Origin of the sequence: Methylobacterium sp. WL7, assembly GCF_008040085.1 — a bacterium.
In the GTDB taxonomy this organism is placed as follows: domain Bacteria; phylum Pseudomonadota; class Alphaproteobacteria; order Rhizobiales; family Beijerinckiaceae; genus Methylobacterium; species Methylobacterium mesophilicum.
This window is the reverse complement of sequence record NZ_VRVG01000067.1, coordinates 1-13,134: the sequence shown is the minus strand read 5'-3', so window position 1 is coordinate 13,134 and position 13,134 is coordinate 1. Positions and strand designations below refer to the sequence as shown.

The following is a 13,134-nucleotide window of genomic DNA, read 5'->3' as shown; positions in this document are numbered from 1 at the left end:
CGCATCACCCCGACAAGCGAGGCGTGACGCACGGTTCCGATCGACCGGAGGCCGAACGACGGGCGGTCCGGAACACAGGCGCGTGATCGACGCGATCCGTCGCGGCATTGGTGTTCGAGTCGGTTATATTGCATTGCGGTGCACGCCCCGCGCCGAGCCTGGCGAAAGAGCGTCCCGGTGATGGTTGCGTGAAGAGCCTCGACGACCTTGAGCGGGCACCCATCGGCGGCATGGCCCCGGCGCCGGGGCCCGCGCCTGATCCGCCTCGGAAAAAGCCCGTCCGGGATGCCCGGGTCGACGTGCTGCGCGGCTTCGCGCTCCTGACGATCTTCATCGACCACATCCCGCGCAACGCGCCGGCGCTCTTGACCCTGCACAATTTCGGATTCTCGGACGCGGCCGAGATCTTCGTGCTGCTGGCGGGCTATTCGTCGATGGTCGCCTATGGCGGCCTGTTCGGCCGGGCCGGCACGTGGCCGACCCTGGCGCGCATCGCCCGGCGCTGCCTGCGGATCTACCTGTTCCAGGCCGGGCTGCTGCTCGCCACGCTGATCATCGTCCGCATCTGGATGGACCTCACCGGGCTGACCCCGCGCTTCGGCGTCGCGCCGCTGCTGCAGATGGGGCTGCTGCCGGGGCTGCTGCGCGGGCTCGCCCTCAACGCGCTGCCGAACTACCTCGACATCCTGCCCCTCTACATCCTGCTGTTGGCCCTGTTCCCGGTCATCTATTTCGGGCTGCAACGCGGGGTCTGGGGCGTGCTGGCGCTGTCGGGAACGCTGTGGCTGGCCGCCAACGTCGATTCCCACCTGAACCTGCCCAACGCCGCCGCGGTGGACGACGGCTGGTACTTCAACCCGTTCGCCTGGCAGTTCCTGTTCGTGATCGGGGCGGTCCTGGCGATGGCGGTCCGGGCCGGGGACGGCCTGCTCCCCTGGCGCAACTGGGCCGCCGCCCTCGCCTTCGCCTACCTGGCCTTCGGCCTGCTGCAGGGCGGCTCCTGGGCGGAATGGGGCCTGCCGGACCTCCGGGTGCTGCCGATCGGCTCGCCCGACAAGGGCCATGTCGCGCCGCTGCGCCTGCTGCACATCCTGGCGCTGACCTACCTGATCTTCAGCGCCCCGGCCGTCCGGCGTCTCTCCGGTTGGCGCCGGCTGCGGCTGATCGATGCCTGCGGCCGGCATTCCCTGGAGATCTTCGCCGCCGGCTGCCTGGCGGCCCTGATCGGGCGGATCCTCTACCGCACCTTCGACACCGCTTGGCCGCTCCAGATGGCGGTCAACCTCACCGGGCTCGCGGTGATGCTCGGGCTGGCCAAGGTGCTGGACGCCCCGGCCGACCCGAGGCGCGTCACACGCTCAGGGCGCTGAGCGCACGCAGCCCGCTGGCCTGGTCGTCGTAGCGGTGCGCGTCGCCGATCATCGCACCGTTGGCATCGGTGATGTACCAGCCGCTCAGGGGCCGGTCCGTCGAGCGATCGTGGAAGTCGATATAGGTGACTTTCAGCATGGCGCGCTCCCGAATCGTTCAACGCCTTCTCGTGAAGACGGAACGGGCCGGGCCCAACCCGGTTCCGCCCCGGGTCATGCACGGTGACAGGGGTGGAAACGATGCCGCGGATGCGCCGAAAGGGCGACCTCCCGGAGAAGGTGTGCGCCCAATGCGGCCGCCCCTTCGCCTGGCGCAAGAAGTGGGAGCGGGTCTGGGACGAGGTGCGCTACTGCTCCGACCGCTGCCGGAGCGACGCCAAGGCCGGACGCGCCCCGAGCGCGACCGGGCGCTGAGCGTCAGGCCCCCTCGGCGGCCCGCAACGCGGCCGGCGTGTCGATATCGAGGGCGATCGCCGCATCGCCCGGGATCTCCAGGACATCGGACCGGTCCCGGAGCAGCGGCCCGGCGCCGCGATCGCCGGTGAGCCGGGCGATGTCGGGGGCGAGGCGGCGCAGATTGAGCAGCACCGGGTTTCCGCGAAGGCTGGCCAGAACCGGGACGACGGCCGCCACAGAACGCGAAGTCTCTTCGAAGGCTGCGGCCAATCGGTCGATGTGAACCGCGAAGATCCGCGGCATATCGCCGAGCACGATGACGGCCGCTTCGCAATCCTGCGGGAGCGCCGCCACGCCTGCAAGCAGCGACGTCGCCAGTCCGGCGCGGAAATCCGGGTTCTCGACCAGCACCACATCGAGCCCTGAGAGCGCCCTCCGCACGGCGTCGGCATGGGCGCCGAGCACCACCACCACCGGGCGCGGACCGGCCGCCAGGGCGGCCTCGGCGGCGTGGCGGACCAGCGGGCGGCCGTCGAGCAGCGCCAGCATCTTGGGCTCCGGGCCGAACCGGGTTCCAAGGCCCGCCGCCAGCAGGACGGTGCCGATCTCAGGCGTCGGCATCGGCCGCCTCCCCGCCGGCCCGAGGCTGCGGCCGCGAGACGATCTCCATCAGCAGGCCGCCCACCCCCAGGGCGACGATGTCGGCCCGCGTGACGGGCAGGTCCGCCAGCAGCCGGTGCAGGATCCAGTCGAAGCCGTTCTCCTTGGGCGAGCGGGCGCAACCCGGCGCCCCGACCACCGGCACGCCGGCCCGGCTGCCGACCAAGAGCAGGTTCCCGGGATCGACCGGCATGCCCAGATGCTCGACCCGCCCCCCCGCCGCCGCGATGCCCGCCGGGATCACGTCGCGCCGGTCGGCGATGGCCGAGGCCCCGAACACGACCACCAGATCCGCCCCGGCGCCGTCGATCGCCTCGATCAGCGCCGCCGCCACGGCCTCGGCCGCGTGCGCCACGCGATCCTCGAAGACGATCGCGGCGCCGGCCGGCGCGAGGCGCTCGGCCAGGACCCGGAGCGTCCGATCGATGGTGGTCTCCTTGAGGCTCGGCAGGCGGGTCGAGACCACGCCCACGCGCAGGCGGCGGTAGGGTGCCACAGCCAGCGCGCAGCCGTTTTCGGCCGCGCAGGCTTGCGCGAGGACCGCGCCCGCCACGGCGTACGGAATGATCTTCACGGTGGCGACCATCTCGCCCTCGACCACCGGCTTGAACGGCGGCAGGGTCGCCACCGTCACCGCCTCGTCGATGGCGTTGACCGCATCGATCCGGGCCGGCGCCAGGGTCAGGACCCCGGCGGTCTCGGCGAACAGGTTGCAGCGCCCGGTGAAGGGGGCCTCCGCGCGCAGGTTCGGCCCGCGCAGATGCGCGGCAAGCCGGGCGGCGGCAGCGTCCTCGCCGACGTCGCCGGGTTCGAGGGCGGCAGCGACAATCTCCGAGAGGCCCACCCGGGCCAAGCCTGCAGCGGCGTCCTCGGGGATCACCGCGCCCTTGCGCAGGGTGATGCCGTCGCGTCGCACGGTGTGGGCGCTGATCAGGCCGGCCGCCTCGGCGACCGGCACGGGGCCGAACCTCACGCGGCCTCCGGTCGAGGGACCCGGCGGAGCGTCGCCACGACCTCGGCTAGCACCGCCAACGCGATCTCGGCCGGGCTCACCGCCCCGATGGCGAGCCCGATCGGCGCCCGGATCCGGCCGATCAGCTCGGACGAGAAGCCGGCCTCAGCGAGCCGGGCGGCGCGGGCCGCATGGGTCTTCCGCGAGCCCAGCGCCCCGACATAGAAGCACCCGGCGGACAGGGCCGCCTTCAGCGCCGGATCGTCGATCTTGGGATCGTGGGTCAGCGCGGCGAGCGCGCAATAGCGATCGAGGGGCGGCACGCGGCTCCCGAGGGCGGCATCGGGCCACTCGGCTACGAGGTCGATACCCGGGAAGCGCTCCGGGCTCGCGAAGGCGGTACGCGGGTCGATCACGGTGACGGCGAGATCGAGGCCGGCGGCCATGGGCGCCATCGCCTGCGAGATGTGGACGGCGCCGATCACCACAAGACGAACCGGCGGAACCTGCACGGTCAAGAAAACCTGCCGGCCGTCGATCTCGACGAGACCGCTCTTGCCCGAGGCCATATGCCGGCCCAGCACCTCCGCCGCCGGATCGGCGGCCATCTCGGCCTCGCGAACGAGGCGCTGCGTCCCGTCGACCAGATCGGTGACCAGGATCGCGGCCCGGCGCGCGGCGCGCTCGGCGTTGAGGCTGTCCAGAATCTCGGTGCGCATCAGTCGACCCGCTCGACGAAGACCCGGATCCGGCCGCCGCAGGACAGCCCGGCCCGCCATGCGGTCTCGTCCGCGACGCCGAATTCAAGGATGCGCGGCGCCCCGGCCTCGATCACCTCGATCGCCTCGGTAATCACGGATCCCTCGACGCAGCCGCCCGAGACGGAGCCGAGGAAATTGCCGTCCCCATCGACCACGAGGTGGCTCCCGACGGGTCGCGGCGCCGAGCCCCAGGTCTCGATCACGGTGGCGAGTGCCACGGCGCGCCCGTCCCGCCGCCAGGATGCGGCGGCGGCGAGGATGTCTGTATCGGTGCTGAGCATGGCCCTCGAGACCTTCGGCCGGCGGGTGCCCCCCGCCACCAACAGGTATGGCCCGGGCGGCGCCGTGCAAGGCGCCGCACCGCCCACGATCGTGATGGCTCCATCAGCGGCCACAAAGCGTGGAGATCAGACCGCCCTCGGGGCAGCCTGGGATGCCCGCACCGCCGTCAGCGCGCCGGCTACGATCAGCAGGCAGGCCAGCGCCAGGGCCGGGCCGGGGCTGGCATAGCCGGTCGCCACGAGGATCAGTGTCGACAGCACCGGCGCCGCATAGGCGGTGACGCCGAGCAGGCGGACGTCGCCCCGCTTGCAGCCGATGTCCCAGAGATAGAAGGCGGCCCCCACCGGCCCGATCCCGAGAAGCAGCACCGCCCCCCATTGCGTGGCGTCCGCCGGCCAGACCGTGGTCTCGAAGGCGAGATGACAGGCCAGACTCAGCGCCGCCGTGACGAGGCAGAAGCCCGCGACCGCGTCGGTCGGCACCTGGCCGACCCGGGCCGACAGCACCGAGTAGCCGGCCCACACGAAGGCCGCCGCCAGGGAGGCGGCGTAACCGGGCAGCGCGCCCGCGGCGAAATCGAGGTTGCCCCGGCCGACGAACAGGGCGGCGACGCCGGCCAGACCGAGCACCGCCCCGGCGAGATGTCCGGCGCGCAGGCCGCCCGAGCCCGGCAGCCGGGCCGAGAACAGGACGATCAGCAGCGGCCAGAGGTAGTTGATCAGCCCGGCCTCGGCCGGCGGCGCCAAGCGCAGGGCGCTGAAATAGAGGGCGTGGTAGCCGAACAATCCGCCGACCCCGAGCAGCCAGACCGGCCAGGGCTGGAGCAGCGCGCGGGCCCCGGCCGGACGACCGATCCAGGCGGCGCAGCCGCACAGGCCGCCGATCGAAAAGGTCATGGCGGCGAGCTGGAACGGCGGCACCGTCCCGGAGGCGGCGGTGAACAAAGCGAGCAGCGACCACAACAGGATCGCCCCGAAACCCGCGAGGGTGGCGGCGGAGCGCGATATGTCGCGGCCCGCGGATGACGCTGTTCGGCTCATGGATCGCAGCTACCATGCGGGCTCGTGAGTCGGCGAGAGAGGGTCACGGCCCTGTCACCGTCCCGCCTTACGGGCAGCGAGAACCGGGAGATCTGTCGATGCGCGCGATCCTAGCCGTCCTCGGGCTGCTGCTGGCGGGTGGGTCGGCGCTCGCCGGCGAGGGGGTGCAGCTTGGGCCGCGTCCGTTCTACCTCGTCGACCAGCTGAAGCCCGGGCCGCTCAAGGAGCACCTGGCCGCCTGCGGTGTCGACCGGCCCTACACCCCGCGAAGCTTCTCGATCTCGCACCGGGGGGCGCCGCTGATGTTCCCCGAGCATACCCGCGAGGGGCTGCTCGCCGCCTACCGGATGGGGGCCGGAATCATCGAGTGCGACGTCGCCTTCACCAAGGACCGCCAGCTGGTCTGCCGACACAGCCAGTGCGACCTGCACACGACCACGGACATCCTGGCCCGGCCGAACCTCGCGGCGAAGTGCACGAAGGGTTTCGAGCCGGCCGACCCGGCCACCGGCCGCAAGGCATCGGCCAAGTGCTGCACCAGCGACCTGACCCTCGACGAGTTCAAGTCGCTGAACGGCAAGATGGACGCGGCCGACCCGGACGCGACTACGCTGGCCGCCTACATGAACGCGACGCCGCACTGGCGCACCGACCTCTACGCCACCACCGGCACGCTGATGTCCCACAAGGAGTACATCGCCCTGGTGAAGGGGATGGGGCGCAAGTTCACGCCGGAGCTGAAGGCGCCCCAGGTCCCGATGCCGTTCGAGGGCACCTATACCCAGGATCAATACGCCCAGCAGCTGATCGACGAGTACAAGCAGGCCGGCATCCCGGCCTCCGACGTCTATCCGCAGAGCTTCCAGCTCCGGGATATCCTGTACTGGCTCGAGAAGGACCCGGATTTCGGCCGCCAGGCGATCTTCCTCGACGACCGGGACGAGACCACCAAGGGCTTCGACCCGGAGAAGCCGGACACCTGGAAGCCGGGCATGGCCGAGCTTTCCGGCAAGGGCGTGAAGATCCTGGCGCCTCCCCTGTGGATGCTGGTCCGTCCCGGGCCTGAGGGCGCCATCGAGCCCTCGACCTATGCACGGGAGGCCAAGAAGGCCGGCCTCGGCCTGATCGCCTGGTCGCTGGAGCGGTCGGGTCCGCTCAAGGAGGGCGGCGGCTACTACTACCAGTCGATAAAACCGGTGGTGACCGGGGATGGCGACATCCTGCGGTTGTTGGACGTGCTGCACGGCCAGGTCGGCGTGCTCGGCGTGTTCTCGGACTGGCCGGCGACCACGACGTTCTACGCCAATTGCGTCGGCGCACCGTAGCTCAGTCGGCCCAGAGGGCGACCAGGGAGAACAGACCGGCCATCAGAACGTTGACCAGGAGGAGGCTGGCGAGGATCAGGGCGAGCGTCATGGCGGTCTCGGGACTGTCGATTCGGCGAAGTTACGGGGGGCGTGATCGGCCAGACTTCGCGGAATCGAGCCGGTCGTCTCGGTTTCCCTTCGCGTAGCCCGCGAAGGGAAGCGGGTCAGTGCAGCACCAGCTGAAACACCGTGTCGAACAACTCGCCGACCTTCAGCGGCTGCCAACCGAGGCGCCGCGCGACCAGCGCGTAGCTCACGCTGAGCAGCGACGCGCAGCCGAGAACGGCCAGGGCGAACCGCACGATGTCGCCGGTGATGAATGCGGTCGCGATGCCGACCACGGCGGTGGCGATGAAGATGAGCCGGCCAGGCTTCTGCGGGCCGCGGGTGATGACATCGGACATGGGGGTCTCTCCGGATCGGGATCAGCGGGCGCGGCAGTTCGGGCCGAACCAGGTCATGGTCCGGCGGTCCATGCCGCCGTCCGAGGCGGCGCCGCAGACGGGAAAGCGGGGGTCGCCGCTGCGCTGCAGGCTGATCTGCTTGTAGAGATCCTGCTGCGCCTCCCGGCGGCGGGTCTGCGCGGCGAACTGGGACTGCCAGTACAGGTCCCGGTTCGCCTGGGTCAGCGCGCGCTGCTGGTGCAGGTCCATCGTGCACTGGGCAAACGCATCGGTGCCGGGCTCGAAGCCGAATTCGTAGCACTGGCCCTGATCCATCGCGTGCCGTTCCTGCGGGGTGACGCAGGCGGCGAGGCCGAGGGCGCAAGCCGCGGCGAGACCGAGCTTGGCCAGCATCGCGACGCCGCGTGCATCGACCGTCCGGTCGGCGGCAAGAGTTTCACCGGCATCGCGCTTGGTGAATGGGGTGTTCATCGTATCGGGGCCTTCGTTCCTGCTGGCGCGAACAACCACGCGGGGCCGAAACGAGACCTATCCGGGACAGCTCGAATTGTTCGTGTTCCGGAGCACCTGTGCGATTCCGCGCGTCCGACCCCGCAATGCACAGATCCACGCGCAGTCTGATGGGATCTACGGTGGGAAAAGAAATTCGTGAGGATCGCGTGGATTTCGTTCCGCCCACCGGCGCGCGTTTGACAAAGATCCTGCGAGGATCAGTTCAAACCGGTGTTTGTGCGGATAAGACGTGCTGTGCTCGCTCTGAAGTCCGAGCGTCTTACGCGCAGCCACCCGGTCATTCCGGGACCGCGACGCGGAGCCCGGAATCCAGAAACTCAGGTCCACGATGACCTTGCACCGGCGGCGGCTCTGGGTTCCGGGCTCGCCTGCGGTGCCCCGGAATGACAAGGCGGCTTATCCTGCCGGCCGTGTGTCGCCGATCGAAGATGAGATCTGACCGGAAGCACGAACACAAAGAAACGCCGCGCGGCCCGGCAGGGCGGCGCGGCGTCCGAGATCGATGTGGCGGCCCGGCAGAGCCGGACACGCCCGTCGTACCGAAAAAAATCAGACGAAGTGCTGGCCGCCGTTCACGGTGAGCGTCGAGCCGTTGATGAAGCCGGCCTCGTCGCTCGCCAGGTATTCCACCGCGTGGGCGATCTCTTCCGACTTGCCGAGGCGGCCGGTGGGGATCGTCGCGATGATCTTGTTGCGGATCTCCTCCGGCACCGCCATCACCATGTCGGTGGCGATGTAGCCCGGCGCGATCACGTTGACGGTGATGCCCTTGGAGGCGCTCTCCTGGGCGAGTGCCTTGGCGAAGCCGATCACGCCGGCCTTGGCGGCCGAGTAGTTGGTCTGGCCGGCCTGGCCCTTCTGGCCGTTGATCGACGAGATGATGATGATCCGGCCGAAGCCGCGGCTGCGCATGCCCTCGATCACCGGCCGGGTGCAGGTGAACACCGAGTCCAGGTTGGTCTTGATGACCGCCTGCCACTTGGCGAAATCCATCTTGTGGAAGGCGCCGTCGCGGGTGATGCCGGCGTTGTTGACCAGCACCTCGACCGGACCCAGCTCGGCCTCGACCGACGCGATGCCGGCCTGGCAGCTCTCGTAGTCGCCGACGTCGAACTTGAAGACCGGGATGCCGGTCTCGGCCTTGAAGGCCTGGGCCGCCTCGTCGTTGCCGGCGTAATTGGCCGCGACCTTGTAGCCCTTGGCCTGCAAGCCCTTCGAGATCGCGGCGCCGATTCCGCGGGTGCCGCCCGTAACGAGCGCGACGCGTCCTTGAGACATTGTTGTTTCCTCCTGTTCGCATCACGTGATGCCGCGTGCGGATGGCGTCCGCACGCGATTTTTTCTGAGTTAGGACTCAAGTCTATATTGGTGGACAGCCGATCGTTACAAACCGATCACGGCCGCTCGAGGCACATGGCGACGCCCATGCCGCCGCCGATGCACAGGGTGGCGAGGCCCTTCTTGGCGTCGCGCCGCTTCATCTCGTGCAGCAGGGTGACGAGGACGCGGGCACCGGAGGCGCCGATCGGGTGGCCGATGGCGATGGCGCCGCCGTTGACGTTCACCTTCGAATCGTCCCAGCCCATGTCCTTGTTCACCGCGAGCGCCTGAGCCGCGAAGGCCTCGTTGGCCTCGATCAGGTCGAGGTCGGAGGGCTTCCAGCCGGCCTTCTCCAGGGCCTTGCGCGAGGCCGGGATCGGGCCGGTGCCCATCACCTTGGGATCGACGCCCGCGGTCGCCCAGGACTTGATCTTGGCGAGCGGCGTCAGCCCGCGCCGCTCCGCCTCGGAGGCCGACATCAGCACCAGCGCGGCGGCGCCGTCGTTCAGGCCGGACGCGTTGGCGGCCGTCACCGTGCCCTCCTTCGCGAAGGCCGGCTTGAGCTTGGCCATCGCTTCCACGGTGGCGCCGTCGCGGATGTACTCGTCGGTGTCGACGATCGTGTCGCCCTTCTTGCCGGGGATCGTGACGGGCACGATCTCGTCCTTGAACCGGCCCTCCTTGCGGGCGGCCTCGGCCTTGTTCTGCGAGCGGGTCGCGAACTGGTCCTGCTGCTCGCGGGTGAGCTGGAACGCCTGGGCGACGTTCTCGGCGGTCTGGCCCATGTGGTAGCCGTTGAAGGCGTCCCAGAGCCCGTCCTTGATCATCGTGTCGATGAGCTTGAGGTCGCCCATCTTCTGGCCGCCGCGCAGGTACTGGGCGTGGGGCGAGAGCGACATCGATTCCTGGCCGCCGGCCACGATCACGGTGGCGTCGCCGTTGGCGATCTGCTGCATGCCGATGGCGACGGTGCGCAGGCCGGAGCCGCAGACCTGGTTGAGGCCCCACGCGGTGGCCTTCTCGGGGATGCCGGCCTTGATCGCGGCCTGCCGGGCGGGGTTCTGGCCGGCGCCGGCCGTGAGCACCTGGCCGAAGATCACCTCGTCCACGTCGTCGGGGGAGACCTTGGCGCGCTCCAGGGCGGCCTTGATCGCGGTGGCGCCGAGCTCGTGGGCCGGGACAGCCCCGAAGGCGCCGCCGAACGAGCCGACCGCGGTGCGCGCGGCCCCGACGATGACGATCTCTTCGCTGCCTGCCATGTGAACGTTCTCCTCTTACAAGCCGGCGCGCCTTCCTCAGTTCGGGCGCGCTCTAAAAGCCGGTCCCGCGATGAAGGGCTTGGAGTCGGCGAAGTCAAGGATCGACCTTTGGGGGTGAAAACGCCCCGATGACGCGCCTGCGAGACTGAAATGGCCTGTGCGAAGGCCGGCACCCGGCATTATTCTGCGTTGAAGAGGTGCAGTTTGCTGTTTTCTGCGCCTGTGGAAGGCTTTAAGGTCCGTGCTGCGGGCGCGAAGACGATCCCGCCGGGACGCGTCGCGCGTGCCTGCAGCGCCCCCGAGTCCCGAGTTCAGAAAGGCCGTTCCCGATGGCGGATACCGTCAAGGCCACCCAGACCGTCATCAAGAAATACGCGAACCGGCGCCTGTATCACACCGGCACCTCGACCTACGTGACGCTGGAGGACCTCGCCACGATGGTCCAGAACGGCGAGGACTTCGTCGTCTACGATGCGCGGGCGGGCGACGACATCACCCGGTCGGTGCTGACGCAGATCATCTTCGAGCAGGAGAACAAGGCCGGCGCCGAGAACCTGCTGCCGGTGGCGTTCCTGCGCCAGCTGATCCGCTTCTACGGCGACAGCATGCGCACGATGGTGCCGAGCTTCCTGGAATTCTCGATGGCGAACTTCGCCAAGGACCAGGACGGCCTGCGCGAGAAATTCGCCCACAGCTTCGGCCCGGCCGCGTTCCAGAACGCGATCGAGCAGTCGGTGCGCACCAACATGAACTTCTTCGGCGACGCCATGAAGATGTTCACCGGCTTCACGCCGCCCGCCGGCGGGGCGCAGCCCCAGGCTCCGCAGGCGGCCGCGCAGGGGGCCCAGGGGGGCTATGCCGGCGGTGAGCTGGACGACCTCAAACGGCAGATGCTGGAGATGCAGCAGCGCCTCGAGGACCTGGCCAAGAAGTAATCTTGGCCGTGCCAAAACCAATCACTCCGGCCGATCCTAAGCGTTTTTGACAAGTTGACGAACCATTAACGCCGGCCCCACGTTTGCAACATGAGCGCGGAAACGTGCAGGGGATGTTGCGATGGCGCGGATCGGGACAGTCGGCCGGACCGGTGCAACCTGGAGCAGGCCCGCGCAATCCGTGGGCGCTGCGGCCGGGGCGGTCGCGGCGACGGACGCCGTCTCGCCGGCTCGGGCGCTGGTGGTGGTCGATGGGGGACGGCGCGAGGCGCGCGTCACGATCCTGATGCCGGACCGATTCGGCTCCGGCGGCGCCTGCGCGGGCTTCGTGGCGCAATTGCTGATCGCCACCGACCCGACCCTCAGGCCGTCGCGGCTGGAACGCACGAAGGCGGCCGCGGCGCGCTACGCCGAGACTGCCCGGCGGCTCGCGTAATTTCGTTGCATCGCCGCCGCCGTCATTGCGGGCGGTAAGCGTAACGCACGTTCCAACCCCCTCCCGGCACGGTGAGGCGCCTGCTTCGCAAGCGCTTCCCGGGGATGAGGGCGAGGCCGGACCGACGAAGCGTCGAGCCGGCCGTGACGCTTACGCCTCGGCGGACTTCACCTTCAGGACCTGGCGGCCGCGGTACATGCCGGTCTTCAGGTCGATGTGGTGCGGACGGCGCAGCTCGCCCGAGTCCTTGTCCTCGACGTAGGTCGGCGCCTTGAGGGCGTCGGCCGAGCGGCGCATGCCGCGACGGGAGGGGGAAGTCTTTCGCTTCGGAACGGCCATGGCAGGAATCCTTCGTGATGCCGCGGGCAAAGCGGCGCGCGAGCGGCTCCTCGATCGAGGATCGCCTCGCACACCGCGGGATACGGATGAGGGCGCGCTTATAGCGTCGGCGCCGGCCCCTGGCTAGAGGTGCGGCGACACAACCGTTAAGCCCGGGTTCAAGTCGCCGGGCCCAGATTTTTTCCACGGCGCCGCGGAGCGGGCCGACCCCTCGGGAGACACGCCATGGCTTCCTCCAAAACGACGTTTGCCGTCCTCGCCCTGCTCTCGAGCCTGATGGCTGTGCCTGCCCTCGCGCAGGCTCCGCAGACATCGAGCCCCGCGACGCCGACCGCCCCCGCCAGGCCGGCCGCCCCGAGCGCGCCGGTCGCCGGGCCGCCGAACGCCGCCAAGGGCGCGCTGCTCGACCTCAACAGCGCCAGCGCCGCCGACCTCGACGCCCTCCCGGGCATCGGCGCCGCCCGCTCCGCCGCGATCATCAAGGGCCGGCCCTATCGCGGCAAGGACGACCTCGTCTCCAAGAAGATCATCCCGCAGAACGTCTACGACGGGATCAAGGACAAGGTCATCGCCAAGCAGAAGTAGGCGCTCACTCGGCGATCGCGCCCTGGGGCATGGAGAAGCCCGGGGGCGCCTTCTGGGTGGCCTCCTTCGGCGCCGCGCGCCGGACGGGGGCCTTCTTCTTGGCCTGGGCCTTCGGCGCGGCCTTGACGGCGGGGGGATCCTCGCAGGCGCGGAACGCGAGTTGCGCCAGGGTCGAGCCCTCCTCGGCCACGATGGTGATCGGGTCCGCCAGGATCGGCAGGGACGGCTGCCAGCGGATCGGCCCGCCGAGCATCGCCTCGATGGTGGCCGGCGCCGTGCCGCGCCGCAGCGTGGCGAAATCCGGCCCGTACGCGGTGGCGACCTTGCCGGCGATCACCACCTGCAGGACCTCGTTCACCTCCGGGGTCAGCGGCCGGAGCGGATTCGTGGTCCGCACCTGCCCGGCGCGGGTCACGACCATCTTGAACCCCTTGCCACCCTCGTAGCGCGCCGCGCGGGCCCCGCAGGGCTGCTCGACCTGCGCGGCGGCGGCCGCAGTGGGATCGGGGGCCGGC

Annotated in this window: 18 protein-coding genes; 6 read left to right on the top strand and 12 right to left on the bottom strand. The window is 69.9% G+C overall.

Going from position 1 to position 13,134, the window contains the following annotated elements:
- Positions 1-188: 188 nt before the first annotated feature.
- Positions 189-1,370: an OpgC domain-containing protein gene (gene opgC / locus FV233_RS17290; protein ID WP_246690011.1), complete on the top strand. Its 1,182-nt coding sequence runs from the start codon at positions 189-191 to the stop codon at positions 1,368-1,370.
- Here opgC and FV233_RS30390 read toward each other — a convergent pair.
- The gene (locus FV233_RS30390; protein WP_187278133.1) at positions 1,351-1,509 is read right to left on the bottom strand and encodes a hypothetical protein; all 159 of its coding nucleotides are present in this window, start codon (positions 1,507-1,509) and stop codon (positions 1,351-1,353) included. The two genes, opgC and FV233_RS30390, sit on opposite strands and share 20 nt — an antisense overlap.
- Before the next feature lie 101 nt (positions 1,510-1,610).
- On the opposite strand from FV233_RS30390, the gene FV233_RS17285 reads away from it, so the two are divergent.
- The gene (locus tag FV233_RS17285) at positions 1,611-1,784 is read left to right on the top strand and encodes a DUF2256 domain-containing protein (protein ID WP_187193536.1); all 174 of its coding nucleotides are present in this window, start codon (positions 1,611-1,613) and stop codon (positions 1,782-1,784) included.
- A gap of 3 nt (positions 1,785-1,787) precedes the next feature.
- Here FV233_RS17285 and FV233_RS17280 read toward each other — a convergent pair whose 3' ends face one another.
- The 5 genes from FV233_RS17280 to FV233_RS17260 form a co-directional block, all read right to left on the bottom strand.
- Complete coding sequence (locus FV233_RS17280) at positions 1,788-2,387, bottom strand: nucleotidyltransferase family protein (RefSeq protein WP_147898183.1); 600 nt, start codon at positions 2,385-2,387, stop codon at positions 1,788-1,790.
- Complete coding sequence (locus tag FV233_RS17275; RefSeq protein WP_147898182.1) at positions 2,374-3,399, bottom strand: molybdopterin-binding protein; 1,026 nt, start codon at positions 3,397-3,399, stop codon at positions 2,374-2,376. Before FV233_RS17275 ends, FV233_RS17280 begins: the two co-directional genes overlap by 14 nt.
- Entirely contained in the window at positions 3,396-4,097 is a 702-nt protein-coding gene (locus tag FV233_RS17270; RefSeq protein ID WP_147854954.1) for an XdhC family protein, read from the bottom strand. Before FV233_RS17270 ends, FV233_RS17275 begins: the two co-directional genes overlap by 4 nt.
- Positions 4,097-4,420, bottom strand: coding sequence for an XdhC family protein (locus tag FV233_RS17265; RefSeq protein ID WP_147854953.1), 324 nt, complete (start codon positions 4,418-4,420; stop codon positions 4,097-4,099). The genes FV233_RS17270 and FV233_RS17265 overlap by 1 nt, the downstream gene beginning before the upstream one ends.
- Positions 4,421-4,546: 126 nt before the next feature.
- Positions 4,547-5,461 (bottom strand): EamA family transporter, encoded by a 915-nt coding sequence (locus FV233_RS17260; RefSeq protein ID WP_187277721.1) that lies wholly within the window; start codon positions 5,459-5,461, stop codon positions 4,547-4,549.
- Between the two features lie 98 nt (positions 5,462-5,559).
- Between FV233_RS17260 and FV233_RS17255 the strand changes: the two genes are divergently transcribed.
- Positions 5,560-6,786, top strand: a complete 1,227-nt coding sequence (locus FV233_RS17255) for a glycerophosphodiester phosphodiesterase family protein (protein ID WP_147854952.1) — start codon at positions 5,560-5,562, stop codon at positions 6,784-6,786.
- A 206-nt stretch (positions 6,787-6,992) separates the two neighbouring features.
- Here the strand turns inward: FV233_RS17255 and FV233_RS17250 are convergent, their stop codons facing one another.
- The 4 genes from FV233_RS17250 to FV233_RS17235 all read right to left on the bottom strand — a co-directional run bounded on the left by FV233_RS17250 (position 6,993) and on the right by FV233_RS17235 (position 10,324).
- Positions 6,993-7,232, bottom strand: a complete 240-nt coding sequence (locus FV233_RS17250; RefSeq protein ID WP_147898181.1) for a hypothetical protein — start codon at positions 7,230-7,232, stop codon at positions 6,993-6,995.
- Between the two features lie 21 nt (positions 7,233-7,253).
- On the bottom strand, positions 7,254-7,703 hold the full coding sequence (locus tag FV233_RS17245; protein WP_147898180.1) for a hypothetical protein: 450 nt from the start codon (positions 7,701-7,703) through the stop codon (positions 7,254-7,256).
- Between the two features lie 591 nt (positions 7,704-8,294).
- Positions 8,295-9,023 (bottom strand): acetoacetyl-CoA reductase, encoded by a 729-nt coding sequence (phbB, locus tag FV233_RS17240; RefSeq protein ID WP_147854949.1) that lies wholly within the window; start codon positions 9,021-9,023, stop codon positions 8,295-8,297.
- Between the two features lie 116 nt (positions 9,024-9,139).
- A complete protein-coding gene (locus FV233_RS17235) occupies positions 9,140-10,324 on the bottom strand; it encodes an acetyl-CoA C-acetyltransferase (RefSeq protein WP_147854948.1) in 1,185 nt (394 codons plus the stop codon).
- A 329-nt stretch (positions 10,325-10,653) separates the two neighbouring features.
- Here FV233_RS17235 and phaR point away from each other — a divergent pair, with 329 nt between their 5' ends.
- Both phaR and FV233_RS17225 read left to right on the top strand, forming a co-directional pair.
- A complete protein-coding gene (gene phaR, locus FV233_RS17230) occupies positions 10,654-11,259 on the top strand; it encodes a polyhydroxyalkanoate synthesis repressor PhaR (protein ID WP_147854947.1) in 606 nt (201 codons plus the stop codon).
- A gap of 121 nt (positions 11,260-11,380) precedes the next feature.
- Entirely contained in the window at positions 11,381-11,695 is a 315-nt protein-coding gene (locus FV233_RS17225; protein WP_238261653.1) for a hypothetical protein, read from the top strand.
- A 150-nt stretch (positions 11,696-11,845) separates the two neighbouring features.
- Here the strand turns inward: FV233_RS17225 and rpmF are convergent, their stop codons facing one another.
- Positions 11,846-12,034, bottom strand: a complete 189-nt coding sequence (rpmF, locus tag FV233_RS17220) for a 50S ribosomal protein L32 (protein ID WP_003601373.1) — start codon at positions 12,032-12,034, stop codon at positions 11,846-11,848.
- A gap of 225 nt (positions 12,035-12,259) precedes the next feature.
- Here rpmF and FV233_RS17215 point away from each other — a divergent pair, with 225 nt between their 5' ends.
- Positions 12,260-12,619 carry a helix-hairpin-helix domain-containing protein gene (locus FV233_RS17215; protein WP_147898179.1) on the top strand — a complete coding sequence of 120 codons (360 nt, stop codon included), beginning with the start codon at positions 12,260-12,262 and terminating at the stop codon, positions 12,617-12,619.
- A gap of 4 nt (positions 12,620-12,623) precedes the next feature.
- Here the strand turns inward: FV233_RS17215 and FV233_RS17210 are convergent.
- Positions 12,624-13,134: hypothetical protein (locus FV233_RS17210; protein ID WP_147898178.1), on the bottom strand; the 511-nt coding region annotated here is incomplete at its 5' end.

What these genes read in the sequence shown, in the direction of transcription:
- FV233_RS30390 (WP_187278133.1), bottom strand. Translation starts at nt 1,509, where the DNA reads ATGCTGAAAGTCACCTATATCGACTTCCACGATCGCTCGACGGACCGG.
- FV233_RS17285 (WP_187193536.1), top strand. Translation starts at nt 1,611, where the DNA reads ATGCCGCGGATGCGCCGAAAGGGCGACCTCCCGGAGAAGGTGTGCGCC.
- FV233_RS17280 (WP_147898183.1), bottom strand. Translation starts at nt 2,387, where the DNA reads ATGCCGACGCCTGAGATCGGCACCGTCCTGCTGGCGGCGGGCCTTGGA.
- FV233_RS17270 (WP_147854954.1), bottom strand. Translation starts at nt 4,097, where the DNA reads ATGCGCACCGAGATTCTGGACAGCCTCAACGCCGAGCGCGCCGCGCGC.
- FV233_RS17265 (WP_147854953.1), bottom strand. Translation starts at nt 4,420, where the DNA reads ATGCTCAGCACCGATACAGACATCCTCGCCGCCGCCGCATCCTGGCGG.
- FV233_RS17260 (WP_187277721.1), bottom strand. Translation starts at nt 5,461, where the DNA reads ATGAGCCGAACAGCGTCATCCGCGGGCCGCGACATATCGCGCTCCGCC.
- FV233_RS17255 (WP_147854952.1), top strand. Translation starts at nt 5,560, where the DNA reads ATGCGCGCGATCCTAGCCGTCCTCGGGCTGCTGCTGGCGGGTGGGTCG.
- FV233_RS17250 (WP_147898181.1), bottom strand. Translation starts at nt 7,232, where the DNA reads ATGTCCGATGTCATCACCCGCGGCCCGCAGAAGCCTGGCCGGCTCATC.
- FV233_RS17245 (WP_147898180.1), bottom strand. Translation starts at nt 7,703, where the DNA reads ATGAACACCCCATTCACCAAGCGCGATGCCGGTGAAACTCTTGCCGCC.
- phbB (WP_147854949.1), bottom strand. Translation starts at nt 9,023, where the DNA reads ATGTCTCAAGGACGCGTCGCGCTCGTTACGGGCGGCACCCGCGGAATC.
- FV233_RS17235 (WP_147854948.1), bottom strand. Translation starts at nt 10,324, where the DNA reads ATGGCAGGCAGCGAAGAGATCGTCATCGTCGGGGCCGCGCGCACCGCG.
- phaR (WP_147854947.1), top strand. Translation starts at nt 10,654, where the DNA reads ATGGCGGATACCGTCAAGGCCACCCAGACCGTCATCAAGAAATACGCG.
- FV233_RS17225 (WP_238261653.1), top strand. Translation starts at nt 11,381, where the DNA reads ATGGCGCGGATCGGGACAGTCGGCCGGACCGGTGCAACCTGGAGCAGG.
- rpmF (WP_003601373.1), bottom strand. Translation starts at nt 12,034, where the DNA reads ATGGCCGTTCCGAAGCGAAAGACTTCCCCCTCCCGTCGCGGCATGCGC.
- FV233_RS17215 (WP_147898179.1), top strand. Translation starts at nt 12,260, where the DNA reads ATGGCTTCCTCCAAAACGACGTTTGCCGTCCTCGCCCTGCTCTCGAGC.